Source organism: uncultured Microbacterium sp., assembly GCF_947489255.1.
Lineage (GTDB): Bacteria > Actinomycetota > Actinomycetes > Actinomycetales > Microbacteriaceae > Microbacterium > Microbacterium phycohabitans.
Window position 1 is genome coordinate 451,506 of sequence record NZ_CANLCY010000003.1, and the last position, 21,195, is coordinate 472,700.

Below are 21,195 nucleotides of genomic sequence, written 5' to 3' on the forward strand. Positions count from 1 at the left end.
GCGCGGAATTCGTCGAGCTGGTTAACGTGGGGGCATGACCGCTTCGGATTCTCGCCGGTACGACGTCGTCATCGCGGGGGGCGGGCACAACGCCCTGGTCGCCGCGGCCTACCTCGCCCGGGCCGGGCGCCGCGTGGCGGTGATCGAGAGAGCCGAGGCCGTGGGCGGGGCGGCCGTGTCGGAACGCCCGTGGTTCGGCGTCGACGCCCGCCTGTCGCGCTACTCCTATCTGGTGAGCCTGCTGCCGCAGAAGATCATCGACGACCTGGGCCTGCGGATCACCCTCAAGAGGCGCCGGTACTCCTCGTACACGCCGGATCCACGCGACCCCTCGCGCGGGATCCTGATCGACACCCAGGATGCCGAGGCGACGGCCGCGTCGTTCGTGCGGACCCTCGGCGACGAGGGCGCCGCGGAGGCGGAGCGGTTCTCGGCCTTCGGCGAGCGTCTCGCCCCGCTGGCCGAGGCGGTGTTCCCGACGATGACGGATCCCCTGCCGACGGCGGACGAGCTGCGCACCCGGGTGGGCGACGACGACCTGTGGGACGCGCTCACGACCCGGCCGCTCGGCGATCTGCTGAGGCGGTCGTTCGAGAGCGATCTCGTCCGCGGCATCGCCCTCACCGACGGGCTCATCGGCACGTTCGCCACCTCCGACGACCCCTCGCTCGCGCAGAACCGCTGCTTCCTGTACCACGTGATCGGCGGCGGGACCGGCGATTGGGACGTGCCGGTCGGCGGCATGGGCGCGATCACGAAAGAACTCGAACGGGTCGCGCTCGAGGCGGGTGCGGAGATCTTCACCGGTGTGGAGGTCATCTCGATCTCGCCCGACGGCGACGTGCACACCATGACCGACCGGTCGGAGGTGTTCCACGGAGAGCTCGTGCTCAGCGGTGTCGGGCGCGCCGCTCTCGACCGTCTGCTGTCCGCGGGCGGGGGCGCGACGACTGGCGCCCAGACGCCCGAGGGCGCCCAGGTCAAGGTGAACATGCTCCTCTCGCGGCTGCCCCGCCTGCGCGACGAGTCCGTCACCCCCGAGGCCGCCTTCTCGGGCACCTTTCACGTCAACGAGACGATGACCCAGGTGGATGCCGCGTACGCGGCGGCATCCGGAGGACTCATCCCCGAGCCGCTCCCCGTCGAGATCTACTGCCACTCGCTGACCGATCCGTCGATCCTGGGCGACCACCTCGTCGCCGACGGGGCCCAGACCCTGACGATGTTCGGGCTGCAGGTGCCGCACCGACTCATCGCCGACATGGACCCCGTCGCCGCGGGGGCGAAGCTGCTCGCGGCCGCGCAGGCCTCTCTCGAGTCGGTCATCGCCGAGCCGCTGCGCGACTGCATCCTCCGCGCCCCCGACGGACGGCTGTGCATCGAGGCGCGTACGACGCGCGACCTCGAGGAGTCGCTCAACATGATCGGCGGCGACATCTTCCACGGCGCCCTGTCGTGGCCCTGGCTCGACGCGCCCGCCTTCACGCCCGCCGGGCGGTGGGGCGTCGCGACGCCGCACCCGCGGGTGCTGCTGTGCGGCTCCGGCGCGCAGCGCGGCGGCGCGGTCAGCGGCATCGGCGGGCAGAACGCGGCGATGGCGGCGCTGGAGATCCTGGAGGGCTAGAGGCCCCGCGCGAGCGCACTGATCTGGGCCACGGCATCCATCAGCGCCGGCGTCGACGGCTCGGCGTAGCCGAAGACGATTCCCGGGGGCAGGTCGACGGCGGTACCCGGCACGGCATAGCCGGAGAGGGGTGCCACCAGGATGCCGCGGGCCGCGAGCGTGTCGACCAGGGCGCCCTCGACCTGCGGTGGGGCGTCGTCGAACAGCACGACCGCGTGCAGTCCCCCGTCGGTGGCCGTCAGCGTCATCCCCTCGATGCCCGCGAACGCATCGAGCAGCAGACGGCGACGATGGCGGTAGTCGCGCCGGCGGCGGGCGGTGTGGCGGGCGAGGGCGCCCTCGGCGAGGTAGAGCGCGAGGGCCCGCTGCTGGACCTGCGAGACCGGCGGGTCGAGGTCGGTGCGTGCCTCGACGATCTGGTCGCGCAGGGCGCCGGTCGCCACGATCCAGCCGCAGCGCAGCGCCGGACTCAGCACCTTCGACAGCGTGCCGATCGACACCACGTTCGCCGGATCCAGCAGATGCAACGGCGGCAGGGGGACACGGCCGTGCGGGAACTCGCTGTCGTAGTCGTCTTCGATGACGACGGTCGCGGTGCGCGCCGCCCCGTCGAGCAGGCGCGAGCGGGCAGCGGCATCCAATCGGCTGCCGAGGGGATAGTGGTGGTGCGGTGTGACGATCACGGCGTCGAGGTCGGCGTGCGCGTCGAAGGCGTCGAGGTCGAGACCCGAACCCAGCCGGACCGGAATGGGCACCGCCTCGGCGCCGAGGCGGGCGAGCAGTCGACGCACCCGCGGATATCCGGGGTTCTCGATCCCCACGCGCAGGCGCGCACCGCGGGGCACGAGGGCGAGCAGAGTGAGCAGCATCGCATCGCTCGTGCCCGCGGTGACGACGATGTCATCGGCGGCGAGGTCGAGGCCCCGGGTGCGTCCGAGGTGGGCGGCGATCGCCGCGCGCAACGCGGGGTCGCCCACGGCATCACCGATGTCGGCCGGCACCTCGCGCGCGCTCGCACGACGCCAGGCCGAGCGCCACGCGGCGTCGACGATGCCCGTCGTGCCGGGGCGGCCGGGACGCAGGTCGACGACCGGTGCGATCGCTGCGGGCACGGGCGATGTCGACGCGGCGGCGGACGACGCCGCAACCGGGCGCGCGACGTCGGCGACCGCCGTGCCCCCGCCCGGTCGGGCGACGAGATACCCCTCCCCCGCGAGGATCTCGTAGGCCGAAACGACCGTGCCGCGCGCGAGCCCGAGGTCGGCCGCGAGCGCCCGTGTCGACGGCACGACGTCACCGCCGCGGACGCGCCCGGCCAGCACCGCCGCGCGAATCCCGTGCGCGAGCTGCTCGTGCAGCGGGACGGGCGCGCTGCGATCCAGGATGCCGACGTCGATCACCCCTCGATTGTGTCACTGGTCCACTCGACCGACGCAGAACCGGACTAGGCGATGATCCACGTAGCGGGATGAGATCGATCCATGACCGATCTGCCCCTGACGACCCTGACCCGTGTCCGCCGCGGAGCCCACCACCAGGTCACCGACCGCGCAGCCCTGTACGACGTGATCGACGGCGCCCTGTACGCCACCCTCGCGATCGTGCGCGACGACCGCCCGATCGCCCTCCCGGTCGGCATCGGCCGCGACGGCGACGACATGCTCGTGCACGGCTCCACGGGCAGCGACTTCTTCCGGCGCATCGCCGCCGGTGCGCCCGTGTGCGTCACGGTGACCCACCTGATGGGCCTGAAATACGCCCGCTCCCTGTTCGACAGCTCGATGCGGTACCGGTGCGCGGTCGTGCACGGCGTGGCATCCATCGTCCCCCCGGAGGAGAAGGAGGCGGCCCTGCTCGCCCTGTCGGAGCACCTCATGCCCGGTCGGAGTGCCGACGTGCGCCCGATGACCTCGCGCGAGATCGCCGCGACGATGGTGCTGCGCATCCCCCTCGCCGAGGCGAGCGTGAAGGACAACGCCGGCTCCCTCGTCGAGGTCGACGACGACGGTGAGGACCGCCGCGTCTGGGCGGGGATGCTGCCGTTGCGGGTCGTCGCCGGGGAGCCGGTCACGTCGGCGCAGACGGTGGCGGGCGTCGCGGTTCCCGAGTCGGTCCGGCGCGCCGCGCGCCGTGTTCAGGAGTCGGGGACGGCCTGACGGCGCGGGTCCGGCCGCACAACTCCTGCAGAGTGGCCCGAGAAGCCCCGCCACGGGCTCCGATCGCTCGATCCTGCAGGAGTTGTGCGCACCGCCGACGTGGCACCTGTGACGGTCCCGGCCTGCAGGACGTCCGCCGACGGCCGCGGCCGGGCCCACGGCGGCAGCGAAGCGGGGCCGCTCCCGAACGAACGACCCCGCGCGACGGCAGGACGGGGGCGGGGCCGTCGCCGCAGCGGCCCGCCCCCTCGGCGGCTCAGCCGACGAGCGAAGGAACCTCGTAGCGGCGCGGCGTGCCGAAGCGGTGCGCGGTGATCGACACGGCCTGCTCGCGCAGGAACGGCAGCAGCTCGACCTGTCCGGCGCGCGTGACCTCTCCCGCGTACACGGCGACCAACGGCGAGCCACCGGTGGCCTCGGCAACGGCGGCGACCGATCCGCCCAGCAGGCGCACCCGCCCGCCCGTGCGGGCGAGGCGTGCCGCGCGACGGCTCCAGTCCGCGGCGTCCTCCACCGTCGCCCGCACGCCGACGCCCTCGAGCCACGCGCGCACGGCGGGCGCGAGCTCGGCGGCGGAGCTCACGGTCACGACGGAGCCCGCCCGCACGCCCGCGGCGACCACGCGCACGAGAGCGGACGCTGACGCGTCTTCGAGGCGCACCGTCACCGGTACCGCGGCGTAGCGCAGCACGTTCTGCTCCGATTCGAGGCCCGTCACGTCACGGGCGAGCGAGAACTCCTCGGCCCACGCGGCGGCGTCGCTCGACAGCGCCCCGGCCAGCCACTCCCGCTCCGCGGCGGGCACGGCGGCCAGCGCCGGGGCGGCGAGGGCATCGGGCGTGCGGGGCGCCGAGGTGTCGGCATCCGCCCACGCTCCGAACCCGAAGAGGTAGTGCGGTCCCCCGGCCTTGGTTCCCGCACCCACGGCCGACTTCTTCCACCCGCCGAAGGGCTGGCGCTGCACGATCGCGCCGGTGGTGCCGCGGTTGACGTAGACGTTGCCGGCCTCGATGCGCGCGAGCCACGTGTCGATCTCGGCCGAGTCCAGGGCGTGCAGGCCCGAGGTGAGGCCGTACTCGATCGCGTTGACGATCTCGATCGCCTCGTCGAGCGTCTCGGCGGTCATGATGCCGAGCACCGGACCGAAGTACTCCGTGCGGTGGAAGGCGCTGCCCGGCTGCACACCCTCACGGATGCCGGGGCGCCACAGCATCCCGTCGGCATCGAGCCGGCGAGGCTCGACCACCCAGCGCTGGCCGGGCTCGAGGGTCGTGAGCGCCTGCAGGAGCTTGCCCTGCGCCGGCTCGATGAGCGGTCCGACGCGCGAGGCCTCGTCCCACGGCATCCCGACCTCGAGCGAGGTCACCGCGTCGACGAGCTGGTCGCGGAAGCGACGCGAGCGGGCGACCGACCCGACGAGCACGACGAGGGATGCCGCCGAGCACTTCTGCCCCGCGTGCCCGAAAGCCGACATCGCGACGTCCTTCGCCGCGAGGTCGAGGTCGGCGCTGGGGGTGACGATCACGGCGTTCTTGCCGCTCGTCTCGGCCAGCAGGGGCAGGTCGGGGCGGAACGAGCGGAACAGCTCGGCCGTCTCGTAGGCGCCGGTGAGCACCACGCGCTCGACGGCGGGGTGGGTGAGGAGCTGCCGGCCGAGGTCGTTCTCGGACACCTGCACGAGCTTCAGCACCTCGCGCGGGACCCCGGCCTCCCACAGGGCCTCGACCATGACGGCACCCGAGCGCTCGGCGAGGCCCGCGGGCTTGATGACGACGGCCGAACCGGCGGCGAGCGCGGCCAGGGTCGAGCCGGCGGGGATCGCGACGGGGAAGTTCCACGGCGGGGTGACCACGGTCACACCGACCGGGGTGAAGGTCGCGCCGTCGACGGTCTCGAGGGTCCGCGCCTGCTCGGCGTAATAGTGGGCGAAGTCGATCGCCTCCGACACCTCGGGGTCGCTCTGCTCGATGACCTTGCCGCACTCGGCGCCCATGACCTCGAGCAGGTCGGCCCGGCGCTTCTCCAGCGCATCACCCGCGCGGTGCAGGATCTCGGCCCGACCGGCGGCCCCGAGCGCGCGCCACGCGGCGGCGGCGTCCGCGGCATCCTGGATGAGGGCGTTCAGCGCGTCCTCGTCGGTGACGGTGTGCGCGGCGATGGTGTCGCGGCCCAGGTCGGACCCCTGCATGCCGCCGACGATCGCCCGCGCCCAGTCGCGGTTCGCCGCGATCGCCGGGTCGGAGTCGGGGGCGTTGCGGAATCCCTGCGTCGGCGCGGGCTCGGCGGGTGCGGTGCGGTCCTGCACGCGGTTCGACGCCGGAACGCCCTCGGGCATGTCGGCGAGGGATGCCAGGAACCGGTCGCGCTCGCGGGCGAACAGGGCCGCGTGCGTGTCGAGGTCGAACACCGCCGACATGAAGTTCTCGCTCGACGCGCCCTCCTCGAGGCGGCGGATGAGGTAGGCGATCGCGACGTCGAACTCCTGCGGGTGCACGACGGGCGTGTAGAGCAGGATCGAGCCGACCGTGCGACGGACCACCGCCTGCTGAGCCGTGGCCATGCCCAGCAGCATCTCGACGTCGATGCCGCCGGTCACGCCCCGTCGCTCGGCGAGCAGCCAGGCGAGCGCGACGTCGAAGAGGTTGTGTCCCGCCACGCCGATGCGCACGTTCCTCGTGTGCTCCGGACGCAGCGCGTAGTCGAGCACAGCCTTGTACGACGCATCGGTCGCCTGCTTCGACGGCCAGGTCGCCAGCGGCCAGTCGTGCACGTCGGCATCCACGCGTTCCATCGGCAGGTTCGCGCCCTTGACGACGCGCACCTTGATGCCCGCTCCCCCGGATGCCACCCGCGCGGCGGTCCATTCCTGCAGGCGGATCATGGCGGCGAGCGCATCGGGCAGGTAGGCCTGGAGCACGATGCCGGCCTCGACGCCGCGGAACTCGGGCTCGCCCAGCAGCGTCTCGAAGACGGCGAGGGTGAGGTCGAGGTCTTTGAACTCCTCCATGTCGAGGTTGAGGAAGGTGCCGGTCTCCTTCGCCACCCGGTACAGGGGGCGCAGGGCCGCGACCGCGTCGTCCACGGCGGCGTCGAACGCCCAGGGCGTGTGCGGGGCGACGGTGGACGACACCTTGATCGAGACGTAGTCCACGTCGTCGCGCGAGAGGAGCTTGCGGGTGCCGGCGAGGCGTCGCGCGGCCTCCTTCTTGCCGAGGATCGCCTCACCGAGCAGGTTCACGTTGAGGCGGATGCCGTCGCCGCGCCCGCGGATGGAGGTGATGGCCTCGCCGAGCTTGCGGTCGGTCGCATCGACGATGAGGTGGCGCACCATCGATCGCAGCGCCGTGCGGGCGGCAGGGACCACGACCTGCGGCAGGATCGGCGCGGCGAAAGCGCCGAGGCGGATCGCGGCCTTGAGGTGCAGCGGGAGGAAGCCCGGGATGAGCGGGGTGAGCGCCGCGAGGTTGCGCGCGGCGACCCGCACGTCTTCGGGGCGCACGACACCGTCGACGAAGCCGACGGTGAAGTCGAGACCGTGGGGGTCGCGCAGCACGCCGGCGAGACGCTGGGCGGCGGCGTCGACGGGCTCGTCGCGGCTCTCGGCGAGCCAGCGGCGCACGAGGGCGATCGCCTCGTCGGCGAGATCGTGGGGCGAGACGAGCTCGCGAGCGGACGGCGACGCGGGGGCGGTGCCGGACGTGGTGTCTGGGACATCGGTGAGCGACATGGCGACCCTTCCTCGGATGCTCTCAGCATGAGGCTCGCATCCGTTCGGGAAAAGCGATGATTCATGACGCATACTGTTCGATAGACCCGAAGGGATGACGTGTTCGATCTGCGCCGCCTCCGCCTGCTGCACGAGCTGTCGGTGCGCGGCACGCTCGCGGCCGTCGCCGAGGCCCTGTCGTACAGTCCGTCGACGATCTCGCAGCAGCTCGCCCTGCTCGAGAAGGAGGCCGGCGTCGCCCTCCTCGAGCCCGACGGTCGACGCGTGCGACTGACCGCCCAGGGCGCCGCCCTCGCCGCCCACGCCGCGCGCATGCTCGCCGCCGACGAGGCCGCCCGCGCCGAGCTCGAGCGCATGCGTCCCTCTCTCGCGCCCGTGCGCCTCGCGGTCATGCAGTCCGCGGCTCACGGCCTGCTCCCCCGCGCCCTCGACGCCCTCGCCGAGACCGAACCCCGACTGCGGGTGGAGGTCGCCGAACTCGCGCCCGAGGAGGGTCTGTTCGAGGTCGCGGCCCGCGGCTTCGACCTCGCCGTCGCCGAGCAGTACCCCGGTCACACCCGCGAGCACCGCGAGGGCCTGGAGCGCGGCCTGCTGGGGCGGGATGCCATCCGCCTCGCCGTCGCGCCGGACGATGCGGCGCGGAGGCTCGACGACCTCCGCGGCCGCGCGTGGGTCATGGAACCGGTCGGCACCGCCGCGCGGCAGTGGGCCACGCAGCAGTGCCGCGCCGCGGGGTTCGAGCCCGACGTTCGGTTCGAGATGGCCGATCTCACCGCGCACGTGCGGCTCGTGGCATCCGGTCACGCGGTCGGCTTGATCCCCGACCTCGTGTTCGCGGGCGAGACGCCGCCCGTCCGGCTCGTGGGCCTGCCCGGCGAGCCGCGGCGCGAGGTGTTCACGGCCGTCCGCCGCGGAACGGCCGACCGCCCCGGTGTCCGCGCGGTGCGCGCGGCACTGCAGGTGGCGTACGACCGGGGCGGTCGGTAGCGCGGCGCTTCCCGCACAGACGCGCACTCCCCTCGCAGAACCCCGGTGAGATCCTGCGAGGGGAGCAGCGGTCGGCTACTTCGTCAGCGCGATCTCGTTCGGCGTGACCTCGAGCGTGACGCTCTTCAGCGTCTCACCGGTGGTGAGGTCGACCGCGTGCACGGCGTTCTTGGCGGGTTCGGTGACGTAGGCGATGTCGCCCGAGACCTTGATGGCGGGGTGGGCGTCCTGCCACTCGACCGGGCCCTCCCACGCGTCGATCACGGGGAAGGCGTCGGTGAACGCACCGGTCTCGGGGTCGAGCACGTGGATCGAGCCGTCGGAGGCGAGCACGTACGCGAGCTCTTCCGGTCCACGGGCGACGTCGCGGAAGGTGTACTCGGCGCCCGCGGGCATGTCGATCACGCGCTGCGTCTTGGCCGCGGTGTCGATCAGGGCGAGACGGTGCAGCAGGTAGCCCTCGGCATCCCGGTCGTCCTTGTAGTCGCCGACGATGAGCGCGCTGTGCTCGCTCACGTAGGCGTTGCCCATGCGGCCGTAGGGCTGGTCGGGGGCGGTCAGCTTGGTGAAGGCGCCGTCGTCGTACACGAGCGCGCCGTTCTCGCAGCCGAACACCACGACCTCGTCCTTCGCGGTGCCCTCGCCGTGCACACCGGGGCAGTCCGCGGTCTGGGCGATGACGGCACCGGAGGCGTCCTTCGCCACGACGCCGTTGCGGCCGTCGGCGTTGCCGACCGTGGTGAGGAAGGTGCCGTCCTCGAGCACGATCGACACGCCGTGGTGCGCCTCGACGCCCGCGATGGTCTCGACCTCCGGGAGCGAATCGGTGGATGCCAGGAGGGCGTCGGTGTCGAAGATCGTCGAGTCGCTCGTGCCGTCGGCGTACAGCACGGTCGTGCCGCCGTGCGTGACGACGTGGCCGGGCTTGGCGGCCTCGAACACGAGGTCGGTGAGCTCGGGCTCGACGTCGGAGGCGCCGGCATCCAGCACCTGGAAACCCGCACTCGTGGTGACCATGACGTGGCGGCCGTCGCCCGCGGGGTTGAGGCGGGTGAACTCCTCGCTCGGCATGTCGCCGAGGGTCTCGAGAGTGTCGCCGTCGAGCACGAGGATGCCGCCGGGGTACGAGAGGGCGACGCGGGTCGCCGCGTCGGCGGGGGCCGTCGCCGCGGGGGCGGCCGAACCGGCGCCGCCCGCGCAGGCCGAGAGGCCGACGGTCGCGCCGACCGCGAGCGCGAGCAGGCCCGCGCGACGGAAGGAGGAAGTGCGCATGTGATTTCTCTTTCTCAGGTGGTGGCCGGTCGCTCAGGGTGACAGGCCGGTGGCGATGCGCTCCGTGTTGACGCGCATCATGGTCAGGTAGTCGGGGGCGTTGCCCGCGGCGTCGGTGAGCGACTCGGTGAACAGCTCGGTCACCTCGACCCGCCGATCGGCCTCGTCGGCGAGCGCGCGCACGAGTCGATCCGGCGACGACGACTCCGCGAAGATGGTCGGCACGCCCGCCGCGTCGATCGCCGAGACCAGGTCGGCCAGGTCGCTGGCACTGGGAGCGGCGAGGGTCGTCCCGCCGGGGATGACCGCCCCAATCACGCGGAATCCGAAACGGTCGGCGAGGTATCCGAACACGTGGTGGTTGGTGACCAGGGCCCGCCGCTCGGCCGGGATCGCCGCGAAGGCCGCCGTCATGTCGGCATCCAGGGTCTCGAGCTCGGCGCGGTAGGCGGCGGCATGGTCGGCGACGGCGGGACCGGCGACGCTCTCGAGCATCGGCGTCAGCGCGTCGACCACGGCGATCATCTGCGCGGGGTCGGTCCAGAAGTGCGGATCGTCCGCGCCGTCCGCGTCGGTCGAGCTGTAGGGCAGGACCTCGACCGCGTCGCCCGCGACGAACGTGTCGACGCCGTCGGCGGATGCCGCATCGAGGTGCTGCTGCAACCCCTCCTCGAGCCCGAGGCCGTTGGCCACGAGCAGGTCGGCCGAGCGCATGCGGGCGGCCTCGGCCGCGGAGATCTCGAACGAGTGCGGATCGGCCCCGGGGCGCATGAGGGTGAGCACCTCGGCCTCGTCGCCGACCAGGTGCGAGACGACGTCGCCGAGGATGTTCGTCGTCACCACGACCAGGGGCCGATCGGATGCCGCTCCCCCGGCGCATCCGGTCAGCGCGAGCAGCGCCGCCGTCATCGCCGCGACGAGCGCTCGTCGCAGGGTCATCGCCCCGTCTCCGCCACGAAGAGCGGCGCGCGCTCGGGGGTGAACTCGCGGGCGACGCGCGCGGCGTCGGCGAAGTCGAGCTCCCACAGACGCCCCTCCGCGGGACCGTTGAGATACGTGCGCTGCTGATCGGCGATGAGCGACACCGGCTGGCCGGCCGCGAGGCTCGCGCCGACCAGGGGAACGGATGCCGCGCGCAGCTGCCCCGTCTCGCCGTCGAGCACGAGCACCCGGCCGTCGGGGGTGAGGGCGAGCAGGTGGGCGTCCTTGTCGTCGACCGCCGTGGCCTGGACGACCGGCTCGGGCGTGGGTACGAGCGTCCAGGTGCGCTCGCGCGTGTCGAGCATCCACACTCCCGCCTCGCCTGCGGGCGCGGCCGCGGTCGGGCGTCCCTCCCGGTTCGCGAACACCGTCGCGCGGGGCGCGGTGGTGCCCGCGGGATAGGGGATCCGCTCGACGACGGGACCCTCGTCGGCGGTCGAGACGAGCAGGGCCCCGTCGCGGCATCCGATCACCGCCCCGACGCGCGTGGTGAGGGTGCCGGCCGGGTCGACGCACGGGACCGGCTCGCCCGTCTGCGCACCGTCGGCCGCGTGCAGGGTCACCTGATCCGCCGAGGCGACGGCGGCGAACGAACCGACCGGCACGACGAGACCGGCCCCGACCGCGCGTTCCAGACGGAACCGCTCGACCACCTCGCCCCTCGACAACGCCTCGGTGTCGAGCAGCACCGCCTCGCCGGACGCGGGGAAGAACAGGCCCGTACCGCCCGTCGTCGAGGAGTTCGACGTCGCCACGGTCGCGACGCCGCGCCCCTCGACGTCGCCGATCACGCGCGACGGCGCCCGGTAGTAGTGGAAGTGGTCGACGTGGTCCCACGTCCACACGCCGCTGTCGACGATTGAGACACCCTCGTCGTCGGCGGCGAAGAGGTACCGTCCGTCGGAATGCACCGAAACGGGGGCGCGCACGGCGCCGACCTCGGCGGTCGTCTCCTCGAGCAGGTCGAGGTGCGACACGTGCCCGTCGGCGTCGATCGAGGTGAGGCCCAGAGCGGGCTCGGCGAGTTCGGCCGCTCCGTCGACCGCGCCGTGGGTGTCGGCGGTGGGTGGAGAGGCCGGCGCGGTGGGAGCGGCGCAGCCGGTGAGGGCGAGCAGACCGAGCGCGCCCAGGAGGGCGGATCGGCGTGGGGCGGAGAGCATGAGCGGCCTTCGTGTCAGAGGGGAACGGGAACGGGGGATGCCACGCGGCGGCGGGCGGCGTCGATCGACGCGCGCAGAGCCCAGGACACCCCGGCACCGGCAATCGCGGTGGCGGCGATGGTGGCGCCGGCGGCGGTGGCCGCGTGCCAGGAGACGAGCAGGCCCACGGCGACGGCGGCGGAGCCCACGACGGCGGCGAGCAGCATCGTCGACGGGATGCGGGCGGTCCACTGCCGCGCCGCCACCGCGGGGGCCACGAGCAGGCCCACCACCAGCAGCGAGCCGACCGCCTGGTACGACGCGACGACAGCGAGGGTGACCAGGCCCACGAGCACCGTCTGCGCGACCCGGGGCCGGAGTCCGAGCACCGTCGCGACACGTTCGTCCACGGCGGCCGCGACGAGCGCGCGATGCGCGACCGCCGCGGTGCCCACCCCGATCGCCGCCGCGATCGCGAGCACGACGAGGTCGTCGGTTCCGACCGCCAGGATGTCGCCGAACAGGATCGCCGTGGCATCCGTCGCGAAGCTCCCCGCGTGCGAGATGACGATCACGCCGAGGGCGAGCATGCCGACGAACAACAGTCCGATGCTCGTGTCGTACGACAGCTTCGCGCGGCGCTGGAGCGCACCGATCCCGAGGCTCATCACGATCGCGCTCGCGGCCGCGCCGAAGAGCACGGGCACGCCCGCGACGGTCGCGAGGGCGACACCGGGGAGCATCCCGTGGGCCAGCGCCTCGCCGAGGAACGCCATCCCACGCACGATCACCCAGGTCCCCGCCACCGCGCACAGCACCGCCACGAGCACGCCGCCGCACAGCGCGCGCAGCACGAAGTCGACGGAGAAGGGATCGGTGAGCCAGGACACGGTGTCCGACCGTAGCGTTAAGTGATAACGATTCTCAAACTCGTATAGTGGATGCCGTGCCTCCCCCTCCTTCACCCGTCGCCGCCCTCACAGCCCACGCCCTCCGCGTGACCTTCGGCGACGCGACAGCGCTCGACGGGGTGGACCTGGTCGTGACCCGCGGCGCCCTCACGGTGATCGTCGGGCCCAACGGCGCGGGCAAGTCGACGCTGCTCGAGACCCTGGCGGGGGCCCGGGAGCCGTCATCCGGCAGCGTCGACGCCCACGGGCTCTCGCGCTCGTTCGTCCCTCAGCGCGCAGCGGTGAGCGAACACCTGCCCCTGACCGTCCGCGACGTCGTCGCGATCGGCGCATGGGGACGGGCGGGGCCCTTCCGCCCCCTCGGCCCCGCCGATCGCACCGCCATCGACGACGCCCTGCGCCGCCTCGACGTGGCGGATCTCGCGCGACGCCCGTTCGGCATCCTGTCGGGCGGACAGCGACAACGAACCCTTCTCGCCCAGGGACTCGCCCGCGGCGCCGACGTGCTCCTGCTCGACGAGCCCACGACCGGCCTCGACGCCGCCAGCGCCGAGCGCAATCGCGCGGCCATCGCCCACGAGATCGAGCGCGGGGCCACGGTGGTGTGCGTCAGTCACGACGAGCGGCTCATCGCCGCGGCGGATCGGATCGTCGACCTCGACGGCGGGCGCATCGTCCTCAGCGGCGCGGATCGCGTCGCGCGCAGCGGCGCGGAAGGCGTCAGCGGCGAGCGCGAACGCGCTCGGTGATGCGCACGAGCACCTCGGCCGCGGCCGTCGCGACCTCGGCGGGCTCCGAACGGACGGCCTCTTCGACCTCGCGCGGGAACCGCCGCAGGGCCACCCAGGGCTCGGTGTCGAGGTCGATCTCGAGGTGGATGTGGTTGACGCGCCGATCGTCTTCGTCGAGCTCTCGACGCAGCAGGCCGCGGCCGATCAGGCGGTCGACGAGCGTCGTGACGCCGGCGGCGGTGACCCCGAGGTGCGCGCGCAGATTGGAGGGGCGGATGCCGGGTTCGTCGGCGATCCGCGAGAGCGCCGACGCCTCGAGCTCGCTCACGTTCAGGTCACGGCGGGCCTGGGCGATGGCCTCGTCGCGCGCCGCGACGTAATCGTCGAGCGCTGCGAGCAGGGCAGAGGGGAGAGACACGGCACACCCCCTCTCGGCGCGATCCGGCCGATCGCTGGGGCCCAGTCTAATGAGAGAACCGAGTATTTCACGAAGATAATTAAATTTGTGAAATACGTGCTACCTTGAAGATCAATCACGTCCGACCTCTCGACGAAGGAGATCATCATGGCAACGCTGTTCTACGGTTCCGACACGGCCCCCATCTCCCTCCCCGATCGCCTGATGGGCTACATCAAGGTGATCACGTCGACGAAGCTGCGTCGCGGGGAGTCTTTCACCCTGACCTGGACCGGGACTGACGAGGAGAGCGGCCGCTCGACCATCTGGCTCCAGCCCGCCATCCCCCTGCGCTTCGTCTTCGAATCGCCCGAGCCCGAGCAGCTCGTCGGCGACTACCTCCGCGCCCTCGCCGATCAGGCGAACGCCGCATCCGGCCTCGTGGTCGACACCCGCACCTGGGAAGCAGCCGAAGAGGCCTCGCGCACTCCGTCGCAGCCCGCTCGACACGCGTCCGGTCGCGCGGTGCGCGCCGCCTGATACCGCCGCCTGATACCACGCTTCACCGCCCGCGACCACCCGCCCCTCACGCCCTCCATAATGTGGGGGGCGTGTGACATTCATGCGCGTGAATCGAGGTGACGGATGCCGGTACGCAAGCTGCTCGATATGGCTCTGCTCGAGGCGTGGCTGACGGAGTTCCGCGATCTCGGCTACCTCACGGGCAGCGACATGCGCGTGCTCGAGCAGGATGACGACGCCGATCCCGACGCCGACATCGGACTGATCGTCGTCGACCTCAGCAACGCCAAGACCATCACCTACCTGCAGCCGATCGCCGGGGGCGACGGAAGCTGGAAGGCGACGATGGAGGCGCGCGACGCCACCATCGAGCTCGGCGCCGTCGAACTGGTGACCCTCGGCAACGAGGTCAACGTGCTCGGCGCGTTCGTCGCCTTCCTCGAGACGAAGTCGAAGGCCCTGCTCGCCGCCTGCTGACCCCGCGCGGTCGCGCCCCGTGGGCAGGCCGCCCGGCAAAAGAAAAACCCCTCCGCGAGGAGGGGTTTTCTCTTTGGGTGGCGAGTGAGGGATTCGAACCCCCGAATGCAATGCAGTCTGATTTACAGTCAGATCCCTTTGGCCGCTTGGGTAACTCGCCAGATGCGCACCCGCCCGGCTTTCGCAGTCGACCAGAGGCGCGAGAAACCACTCTACTATCCCCGGAGGGGTGCCTCAAACCACGCCGCGCCCTCACTCGGGCGTGCGCAGCAGCGCTCCCTCGTGCCGGCAGGTCGCGGCCGCCACATCCATGGCGCGCGAGAGCACGGCATCCCACTCCTCCGCCGTCGCCGGCAAGCCCTGGCGCACGAGGGCTGCGGTCGTGGCGAGCACGGCATCGCCCCCGCCCATCGTGTCGACGATCCGGCCCGGCAGATCGGAGATGGCGCGCGAGACCGAGATGCCGCCCGCGTCGATCGCCGCTCCTCCGGCACCGTAGGTGGCCAGCACCGCGTCGACGCCGAGGTCGACGAGCTTCTCGCGAAGCTGCTCCAACGGCGCGTCGTAGAGCAGGTGCGCGTCGTCCTCTCCGACCTTCACGAGCAGCGCCGCGGATGCCGCCTTCTCGAAGCCGCGGACGAACTCGGCGCGGTCGTGCAGCATGCCGCTGCGCGGATTCGGGTCGATCGCGAGGGGCGTGGAGGCGGAGGCCGTGGCATCCACGAGGAGATCGGTCTGCTCGCGATCGTCGAAAGGGAAGCAGCTGACGACGACCATGGGAGCCGCGGCGATCGCCGCGCGTTCGGCCTCGCCGTACGCCACGCGACGGTTCTGGGCGGCCTCGTTGAAGACGTACTCGGGCTCCCCGCCCGGCGATCGCGTGCTGACCGCGCGCGAGGTGCCGTGCGCCGACGGGCTCGCCAGCAGCTCGACGTCGTATTCCTCGAGGTAGCGGCGGATCTGCTCTCCCGCCTCGTCGTCTCCGACCATGGCGATGAGGGATGCCGGCACCCCGAGCCGTGACAGCCCCACGGCCACGTTCAGTCCGGCGCCGCCGACGAACTCGCGAACGCCCGTCTCGTCGCGCAGTTCGTCGATGAGGGCGTCGCCGATCACGACCACGCGTCCGGTCACCGTGACACCCCCGCGGCGTCGAGCACGCGAGAGACGAACTCCTCGGTACGCCGTTTGGTGCCGTCGATCTTGCGGTCGACGCTCGCGCGAATCTCGCTGGGGGCGAGCGGGGCCGCGAGGCGCACCGTCTCGTGGCACGACAGGTCGGCGCAGATGTACGTGCCGACGGTGTCGCCGTGCTCCCCCGCCTCTCCGGCCTTGCGCGCCGTGAACAACGACACCTGGTCGCCGGGCTGCATCGTGTGGCAGAGGTTGCACATCGCCGACCGGGCCCGCGACTGGCCTTCGGCGGCGCGCAGCACCACGGCCGTCGGCTCGCCGTCGTGCTCCGTCAGCACGTAACCGCGCCCGCGAGTGCGGGGATCGCGCCACGCGAGGAAGTCGAGGTGGTCCCAGTCCGCCAGGAGGAAATCGTGGGGCAGGGCGATGATCCGCAGCTCGTCGGGGGTGGCGTTGACGAACGCGCCCCTGACCTCGTCTTCGGTGAGTGCTCGCATGGCATCCGAGTCTACGAGCGCAGACGGAGCGTGGCGCGGGCCCGTGTCACTTCTTCACGGTCACCCAGGCGCGCTCGGTGCCGGAGTCGACGGTCAGCACCACCTGCACCGTGCCCGAGAGTCCGACGCCGTACGTGTTGCCCTGCGGAGCGGATGAGTCGCATCGGAACCTCCCGGAGGTCAGGATCGCGCCGTCGCCCTCCGGCCGGGAGTCCCGCAGCGCGTAGGTCATCCACTCCCCTCCCTCGCACTGCCCCTCCACCGTGAGCGAATCGTCGGCGTCGAAGGCGTCGGAGAGCACCGAATCGGTGGTGTCGACGCCGTCGACGACCTCGAAGACGGCGCGGGCGATCTCGTCCGGCCCCGCGGAGGGTACCGCGTACGGGACCGGGCTCTCGGCCGCCGGCGCGGGGGTCGCGGTCGCCGGGGGAACCGTCCGGGGCTCGGCGTCGGGAGAGCACCCCGCGGTCACGATCACCGCAGCGGCGAGCACGGTCAGGACGAGGGGCTTTCTGCGCACGGCCATCCGTCGACGCTAGGCGGGACGGCGCGAGCTGTCGATGCTCGTGCGCGAAGAGGACACGACGTCCACCCCCGGGACGCCGGCCGCGAGCCCCGGTACCTTTGGATCATGGCTGACTCATCGTTTGACATCGTCTCCAAGATCGACCGGCAGGAAGCCGACAACGCCCTCAACCAGGCGCACAAAGAGGTCGAGCAGCGCTACGACTTCAAGGGCACCGACGCCTCCATCGCGTGGAGCGGCGAGTCGATCGTCATCAAGGCGAACTCGGAGGAGCGAGCGAACGCCGTGCTCGACGTCTTCCAGACCAAACTCATCAAGCGCGGCATCTCGCTGAAGAGCCTCGAGAGCGGCGAGCCGGTGCAGAGCGGCAAGGAGTACCGCATCACCTCCACGCTGAAGGAGGGCATCTCGCAGGAGAACGCGAAGAAGATCGGCAAGATCATCCGCGACGAGGGCCCCAAGGGCGTGAAGTCGCAGATCCAGGGCGACGAGCTCCGCGTGCAGTCCAAGTCGCGCGACGACCTGCAGGAGGTGCAGCGCCTGCTGAAGGCCGCAGACCTCGACGTCGATCTGCAGTTCACGAACTACCGCTGATCGAACCCCCAGGGAGCACGCCGTGGCCGTCCGCGTCGATCTGAACATCTCCCTCGACGGGGTCGCCGCGCCCGCGGATCCGACGCCCGAGAACCCCATGGGCGCGGACTGGGGCCGGCTCGTCGAGGACTACATGGCCACGCGCACGTTCCGCACGCGTGTGTTCGGCGACACCTCCGGCGCCGGAACGACCGGGATCGACGACCGCTACGCGGCGGCGTACTTCGAGGGCGTCGGCGCGGAGGTCATGGGGGCGGCGATGTTCGGCCTCCACTCCTTCCCCGACGACCCCGAGTGGCGCGGGTGGTGGGGCGACGAGCCGCCCTTCCGCGTGCCCGTCATCGTGCTGACCCACCGGCCGCGCGAGCCGATCGCCTTCGCCAACGGCACCCGCTTCGAGTTCTCGTCGGAGAGCATCACGGATGCCGTGGCCCGCGCGAGCGATCTCGCCGACGGCGCCGACGTGCGCGTGGGCGGCGGGCTGTCCACCGTTCGCACCGCCTTGGCCGCCGGTCTCGTCGACCGCCTGCACGTGGCGGTGCGTCCCGTCGTCCTGGGCCGCGGCGGTCGCCTGTGGGATGACCTCCCCGGCCTCGACACCGGCTACACCGTCACCTCCGAGGTCGCGGAGAGCGGTGTGGTCCACGTGACCTTCGCCCGATGAGCCGGCCGCTCGACCCCCTCACGTGCCCGACGTGCGGCGACCCGCTGCGCTTCGAGATCCTCGACGACGAGCGCTTCCTCGTCGCCTGGTCGTGCGTGAACTGCGGCCTCATCCGCACGACCGAGCCGGTGTGACGACTCGCCCTCGACCCTGAGGGCGCGCGTCAATACGTCAACGCCGAGAGCACGGCATCCGCGATCGCCCGGTGACCCGCGTCGTTGGGGTGGAACTCGTCGCCGGCGCCGGCGAACGTCTCCCGGCCCGCGGGCCCGTGGAGGTCGGGGTTCGCGAAGGCGTCCGCGAGCGCGACGTACACGCCTCCCCGCGCTCCGCAGGTACGCGCGATCACCTCGTCGTACGACGCGCCGTCGGCGGTCCAGGTGCCCAGGCACACGAGCCCCGCGCGCGGCGAGGTCGAGCGGATGCGCTCCAGCAGCGCCGCGTACTGCTGCTCGAAGTCGGGGAGAGGGGTGGGCACGCCGACGTCGTTGGTGCCGAGCTCGACGACCGCGACGCCGACGTCGGACGGGACGTCCGTCACGGCGGCGACCGTCGAGAGCGTCTGCTGAGCTTGAGCGGCGCCCGTGACGTCGACCGAGCCGATCCCGTCGGCGACCAGGCGGATGAACCCCTGGTCCTTCGTGGTGGCGAAGAAGCCGGCGCTCAGGGAGTCCCCGGCGACGAGCATCCGGACGCCGTCGTCGTCTTTCCGGTCGACGAGTACGGTCCCCGGCCGCGCGGTGGGCGTGGGTGTCGGGGTCGGTGTCGGCGAGGCCCTCGGCGTGCGCGGGGGACTCGTCGCATCGGTCGGTCGTGCGGAGCCGGATGCCGCCGGTGCGGCGGTGGGAGACTCCCCCGCTCCGGTCACCATGACCGCGGCGACGCCGACCACACCCGCGACCACGACGACGCCGATCGCGACGGCCCAGGCGGCTCGGGGACGCAAGGAGGAGCTCAGCCCTCGATGCCGTTGATCATCTGGGTGATCTCGCGCTCCGTGTCGCGACCGACGTTGCGTTCCTCCTGGCGCGAGGGCATGTCGCTCTCGTCGTCGACGGTGGGGTTCTCGAAGGGCTGCTTCTTCTCGTGGTCCATCTTCCGATGCTCACACGACGGCGGCCCGCCGCGCGAGGGGTTGCGGCGGATCAGCCCCGAAGCGTGTCGTCGCGCCACTCCACGCACGTGACCTCACCACGGAAGACGGCCTCCTCGCGCTGGCGCAACTCGACGCGGCGGATCTTCCCCGAGATGGTCTTGGGCAGCTCGAAGAACTCCACGCGCCGCACCCGCTGGAACGGGGCGAGCCGCTCGCGTGCGAACCGCAGGATGTCGAGGGCCAGCTCTTCGCCCTCGTCGTGGCCCCCGGCGAGCGCGATGTAGGCCTTGGGCACCGCCAGACGCAGATCGTCGGGTGCCGGGACCACGGCGGCCTCGACGACGGCCGGGTGCTCGATGAGCACGCTCTCGAGCTCGAACGGGCTGATCTTGTAGTCCGAGGCCTTGAACACGTCATCGGTGCGCCCGATGTAGGTGATGCTGCCGGTCTCGTCGCGCCGGGCCACGTCGCCGGTGTGGAAGAGCCCGTCGGCGAACGCCTCGGCGTTGCGATCGGCATCCCCCACGTAGCCGGTCATGAGGTTGACCGGCCGCTCGGCCAGGTCGATGCAGATCTCGCCCTCGTCGGCGCGCTCTCCCGTGAGGGGATCGACGAGCACGACCGGGCACCCGGGGAGGGGACGCCCCATCGACCCCGGAACGAGCTGGGCGCCGGGGGTGTTCGCCACGACCGCGGTCATCTCGGTCTGCCCGTACCCGTCGCGGATGTCGAGGCCCCACGCGCGCTGCACCGAGGCGATGACCTCCGGGTTCAGCGGCTCCCCCGCCGACACGACCTCGCGCAGCGCGCCGCGGCGCCCCGTCAGATCGGCCTGGATGAGCATGCGCCACACGGTCGGCGGGGCGCAGAAGGTGGTGACGCGGTCGTTCTCCAGCTCGGCCAGCAGACGCTCGGCCGAGAACCGCGAGTAGTTCAGAGCAAGAACGGTCGCCCCGGCGATCCACGGGGCGAAGAACAGGCTCCACGCGTGCTTCGCCCAGCCCGGCGAGCTGATGGCGAGGTGCACGTCTCCGGGCTGCAGGCCCAGCCAGTACATGGTGCTCAGGTGCCCGACCGGGTAGGAGGAGTGCGTGTGCTCGACGAGCTTCGGCTTCGACGTCGTCCCCGAGGTGAAGTACAGCAGCAGACGCTCGTCGGCGGTGCTCCCCGGGTGCCGTGCCGGCTCGGCATCCACGAGGAACGCGTCGTCGTACGACGCCCACCCCGGGTGCGTTCCGCCGACCACGATGCGCCCGAGTCCCTCGGGCAGGTCGTCGAACTTGTCGGCGTCGGCCGCGCCGACCACGACGTGGCGGATGTCGGCGCGCTCGATGCGGTCGGACAGGTCGACGCGCCCGAGGGCGGTCGTCGTCGGGGCGATGACCCCGCCGAGCTTCATGATGGCGAGCATCGCCTCCCAGAGCTCGACCTGGTTGTTCAGCATCAGCAGCACGGCATCGCCGCGCTCGACACCGCGCGACGACATCCAGGCGGCCACCTGGTCGGAACGGCGCGCGAGCTCGTCGAAGGTGCGCTCGTGGTGCGTCTCGTCGTCGTCGACGACGATGAGCGCCGTCGCGTCGTTTCCGCGCGCCATCGGGTCGAACCAGTCGATCGCCCAGTTGAACGGCCCGTCGAAGCGGGGCCACGCGAAGGCGGCCGCGCGCGCCGCGTCGGTGCGGGCGGCGAGGAGTTCGTCTCGGGCGGCGCGGTAACGTTCGGTCGCGGACGCGGTGGGGATCATGGTGCTCCTTCGATCG

General features: G+C 72.1%; 22 protein-coding genes and 1 tRNA gene. 9 read left to right on the plus strand and 14 right to left on the minus strand.

Going from position 1 to position 21,195, the window contains the following annotated elements; all coding sequences use genetic code 11:
* Nucleotides 1-34: 34 nt before the first annotated feature.
* The gene (locus Q0818_RS09460; RefSeq protein ID WP_298873863.1) at nucleotides 35-1,624 is read left to right on the plus strand and encodes an NAD(P)/FAD-dependent oxidoreductase; all 1,590 of its coding nucleotides are present in this window, start codon (nucleotides 35-37) and stop codon (nucleotides 1,622-1,624) included.
* Here the strand turns inward: Q0818_RS09460 and Q0818_RS09465 are convergent.
* On the minus strand, nucleotides 1,621-3,024 hold the full coding sequence (locus tag Q0818_RS09465; RefSeq protein ID WP_298873865.1) for a PLP-dependent aminotransferase family protein: 1,404 nt from the start codon (nucleotides 3,022-3,024) through the stop codon (nucleotides 1,621-1,623). The genes Q0818_RS09460 and Q0818_RS09465 overlap by 4 nt on opposite strands.
* A gap of 81 nt (nucleotides 3,025-3,105) precedes the next feature.
* On the opposite strand from Q0818_RS09465, the gene Q0818_RS09470 reads away from it, so the two are divergent.
* A complete protein-coding gene (locus tag Q0818_RS09470; RefSeq protein ID WP_298873867.1) occupies nucleotides 3,106-3,780 on the plus strand; it encodes a pyridoxamine 5'-phosphate oxidase family protein in 675 nt (224 codons plus the stop codon).
* A 256-nt stretch (nucleotides 3,781-4,036) separates the two neighbouring features.
* Here Q0818_RS09470 and Q0818_RS09475 read toward each other — a convergent pair whose 3' ends face one another.
* A complete protein-coding gene (locus Q0818_RS09475; protein WP_298873869.1) occupies nucleotides 4,037-7,507 on the minus strand; it encodes a bifunctional proline dehydrogenase/L-glutamate gamma-semialdehyde dehydrogenase in 3,471 nt (1,156 codons plus the stop codon).
* A gap of 99 nt (nucleotides 7,508-7,606) precedes the next feature.
* Here Q0818_RS09475 and Q0818_RS09480 point away from each other — a divergent pair, with 99 nt between their 5' ends.
* A complete protein-coding gene (locus Q0818_RS09480) occupies nucleotides 7,607-8,494 on the plus strand; it encodes a LysR family transcriptional regulator (protein WP_298873870.1) in 888 nt (295 codons plus the stop codon).
* A 75-nt stretch (nucleotides 8,495-8,569) separates the two neighbouring features.
* Here the strand turns inward: Q0818_RS09480 and aztD are convergent, their stop codons facing one another.
* The 4 genes from aztD to aztB are packed head-to-tail and all read right to left on the minus strand — an operon-like array spanning nucleotide 8,570 to nucleotide 12,776.
* Complete coding sequence (aztD, locus tag Q0818_RS09485; protein ID WP_298873872.1) at nucleotides 8,570-9,766, minus strand: zinc metallochaperone AztD; 1,197 nt, start codon at nucleotides 9,764-9,766, stop codon at nucleotides 8,570-8,572.
* Nucleotides 9,767-9,799: 33 nt separating this feature from the next.
* Nucleotides 9,800-10,699, minus strand: coding sequence for a zinc ABC transporter substrate-binding protein AztC (gene aztC / locus Q0818_RS09490; RefSeq protein WP_298874247.1), 900 nt, complete (start codon nucleotides 10,697-10,699; stop codon nucleotides 9,800-9,802).
* Nucleotides 10,700-10,701: 2 nt separating this feature from the next.
* Nucleotides 10,702-11,907: an ABC transporter gene (locus Q0818_RS09495; RefSeq protein ID WP_298873874.1), complete on the minus strand. Its 1,206-nt coding sequence runs from the start codon at nucleotides 11,905-11,907 to the stop codon at nucleotides 10,702-10,704.
* Between the two features lie 14 nt (nucleotides 11,908-11,921).
* Nucleotides 11,922-12,776 carry a zinc ABC transporter permease AztB gene (gene aztB, locus Q0818_RS09500; protein WP_298873876.1) on the minus strand — a complete coding sequence of 285 codons (855 nt, stop codon included), beginning with the start codon at nucleotides 12,774-12,776 and terminating at the stop codon, nucleotides 11,922-11,924.
* A 56-nt stretch (nucleotides 12,777-12,832) separates the two neighbouring features.
* Between aztB and aztA the strand changes: the two genes are divergently transcribed.
* Nucleotides 12,833-13,546 (plus strand): zinc ABC transporter ATP-binding protein AztA, encoded by a 714-nt coding sequence (aztA, locus tag Q0818_RS09505; protein WP_298873878.1) that lies wholly within the window; start codon nucleotides 12,833-12,835, stop codon nucleotides 13,544-13,546.
* Here aztA and Q0818_RS09510 read toward each other — a convergent pair.
* Entirely contained in the window at nucleotides 13,518-13,946 is a 429-nt protein-coding gene (locus Q0818_RS09510) for a MarR family transcriptional regulator (protein WP_298873880.1), read from the minus strand. The genes aztA and Q0818_RS09510 overlap by 29 nt on opposite strands.
* 147 nt (nucleotides 13,947-14,093) lie before the next feature.
* Here Q0818_RS09510 and Q0818_RS09515 point away from each other — a divergent pair, with 147 nt between their 5' ends.
* Both Q0818_RS09515 and Q0818_RS09520 read left to right on the plus strand, forming a co-directional pair.
* Nucleotides 14,094-14,465 (plus strand): hypothetical protein, encoded by a 372-nt coding sequence (locus tag Q0818_RS09515; protein ID WP_298873882.1) that lies wholly within the window; start codon nucleotides 14,094-14,096, stop codon nucleotides 14,463-14,465.
* A gap of 105 nt (nucleotides 14,466-14,570) precedes the next feature.
* Nucleotides 14,571-14,924, plus strand: coding sequence for a hypothetical protein (locus tag Q0818_RS09520; RefSeq protein WP_298873884.1), 354 nt, complete (start codon nucleotides 14,571-14,573; stop codon nucleotides 14,922-14,924).
* Between the two features lie 78 nt (nucleotides 14,925-15,002).
* On the opposite strand, the gene Q0818_RS09525 is transcribed toward Q0818_RS09520, so the two are convergent.
* From Q0818_RS09525 to Q0818_RS09540, 4 genes are all read right to left on the minus strand, one after another.
* Nucleotides 15,003-15,084, minus strand: a tRNA-Tyr gene (locus Q0818_RS09525).
* Nucleotides 15,085-15,176: 92 nt separating this feature from the next.
* Nucleotides 15,177-16,058, minus strand: a complete 882-nt coding sequence (locus Q0818_RS09530) for a PfkB family carbohydrate kinase (protein WP_298873886.1) — start codon at nucleotides 16,056-16,058, stop codon at nucleotides 15,177-15,179.
* Nucleotides 16,055-16,555, minus strand: coding sequence for an FBP domain-containing protein (locus Q0818_RS09535; RefSeq protein ID WP_298873888.1), 501 nt, complete (start codon nucleotides 16,553-16,555; stop codon nucleotides 16,055-16,057). The genes Q0818_RS09530 and Q0818_RS09535 overlap by 4 nt, the downstream gene beginning before the upstream one ends.
* 46 nt (nucleotides 16,556-16,601) lie before the next feature.
* Nucleotides 16,602-17,081 (minus strand): hypothetical protein, encoded by a 480-nt coding sequence (locus Q0818_RS09540; protein WP_298873890.1) that lies wholly within the window; start codon nucleotides 17,079-17,081, stop codon nucleotides 16,602-16,604.
* 105 nt (nucleotides 17,082-17,186) lie between these two features.
* Between Q0818_RS09540 and Q0818_RS09545 the strand changes: the two genes are divergently transcribed.
* Genes Q0818_RS09545 through Q0818_RS09555 form a run of 3 tightly spaced genes read left to right on the plus strand, consistent with a single transcriptional unit; the run spans nucleotide 17,187 to nucleotide 18,473 of the window.
* Nucleotides 17,187-17,675 carry a YajQ family cyclic di-GMP-binding protein gene (locus tag Q0818_RS09545; protein WP_076677322.1) on the plus strand — a complete coding sequence of 163 codons (489 nt, stop codon included), beginning with the start codon at nucleotides 17,187-17,189 and terminating at the stop codon, nucleotides 17,673-17,675.
* Between the two features lie 22 nt (nucleotides 17,676-17,697).
* Nucleotides 17,698-18,339 carry a dihydrofolate reductase family protein gene (locus tag Q0818_RS09550; RefSeq protein ID WP_298873893.1) on the plus strand — a complete coding sequence of 214 codons (642 nt, stop codon included), beginning with the start codon at nucleotides 17,698-17,700 and terminating at the stop codon, nucleotides 18,337-18,339.
* Nucleotides 18,336-18,473, plus strand: a complete 138-nt coding sequence (locus Q0818_RS09555) for a hypothetical protein (RefSeq protein ID WP_167494239.1) — start codon at nucleotides 18,336-18,338, stop codon at nucleotides 18,471-18,473. The genes Q0818_RS09550 and Q0818_RS09555 overlap by 4 nt, the downstream gene beginning before the upstream one ends.
* A 29-nt stretch (nucleotides 18,474-18,502) precedes the next feature.
* Here the strand turns inward: Q0818_RS09555 and Q0818_RS09560 are convergent, their stop codons facing one another.
* From Q0818_RS09560 to Q0818_RS09570, 3 genes are read right to left on the minus strand one after another with little or no spacing between them, the layout of a single operon-like run.
* The gene (locus tag Q0818_RS09560; RefSeq protein WP_298873901.1) at nucleotides 18,503-19,285 is read right to left on the minus strand and encodes an SGNH/GDSL hydrolase family protein; all 783 of its coding nucleotides are present in this window, start codon (nucleotides 19,283-19,285) and stop codon (nucleotides 18,503-18,505) included.
* An 8-nt stretch (nucleotides 19,286-19,293) separates the two neighbouring features.
* A complete protein-coding gene (locus tag Q0818_RS09565) occupies nucleotides 19,294-19,434 on the minus strand; it encodes a hypothetical protein (protein ID WP_298873903.1) in 141 nt (46 codons plus the stop codon).
* Between the two features lie 50 nt (nucleotides 19,435-19,484).
* Nucleotides 19,485-21,179, minus strand: coding sequence for an AMP-binding protein (locus Q0818_RS09570; RefSeq protein WP_298873905.1), 1,695 nt, complete (start codon nucleotides 21,177-21,179; stop codon nucleotides 19,485-19,487).
* Between the last annotated feature and the right edge of the window lie 16 nt (nucleotides 21,180-21,195).

Excerpts from the sequence above, each read along its gene's own strand:
- Q0818_RS09570 (WP_298873905.1), bottom strand. The coding sequence starts at position 21,179 with ATGATCCCCACCGCGTCCGCGACCGAACGTTACCGCGCCGCCCGAGAC.
- Q0818_RS09515 (WP_298873882.1), top strand. The coding sequence starts at position 14,094 with ATGGCAACGCTGTTCTACGGTTCCGACACGGCCCCCATCTCCCTCCCC.
- Q0818_RS09540 (WP_298873890.1), bottom strand. The coding sequence starts at position 17,081 with ATGGCCGTGCGCAGAAAGCCCCTCGTCCTGACCGTGCTCGCCGCTGCG.
- Q0818_RS09475 (WP_298873869.1), bottom strand. The coding sequence starts at position 7,507 with ATGTCGCTCACCGATGTCCCAGACACCACGTCCGGCACCGCCCCCGCG.
- Q0818_RS09470 (WP_298873867.1), top strand. The coding sequence starts at position 3,106 with ATGACCGATCTGCCCCTGACGACCCTGACCCGTGTCCGCCGCGGAGCC.
- Q0818_RS09495 (WP_298873874.1), bottom strand. The coding sequence starts at position 11,907 with ATGCTCTCCGCCCCACGCCGATCCGCCCTCCTGGGCGCGCTCGGTCTG.
- Q0818_RS09520 (WP_298873884.1), top strand. The coding sequence starts at position 14,571 with ATGCCGGTACGCAAGCTGCTCGATATGGCTCTGCTCGAGGCGTGGCTG.
- Q0818_RS09545 (WP_076677322.1), top strand. The coding sequence starts at position 17,187 with ATGGCTGACTCATCGTTTGACATCGTCTCCAAGATCGACCGGCAGGAA.
- Q0818_RS09460 (WP_298873863.1), top strand. The coding sequence starts at position 35 with ATGACCGCTTCGGATTCTCGCCGGTACGACGTCGTCATCGCGGGGGGC.
- Q0818_RS09555 (WP_167494239.1), top strand. The coding sequence starts at position 18,336 with ATGAGCCGGCCGCTCGACCCCCTCACGTGCCCGACGTGCGGCGACCCG.
- Q0818_RS09565 (WP_298873903.1), bottom strand. The coding sequence starts at position 19,434 with ATGGACCACGAGAAGAAGCAGCCCTTCGAGAACCCCACCGTCGACGAC.
- Q0818_RS09535 (WP_298873888.1), bottom strand. The coding sequence starts at position 16,555 with ATGCGAGCACTCACCGAAGACGAGGTCAGGGGCGCGTTCGTCAACGCC.
- aztD (WP_298873872.1), bottom strand. The coding sequence starts at position 9,766 with ATGCGCACTTCCTCCTTCCGTCGCGCGGGCCTGCTCGCGCTCGCGGTC.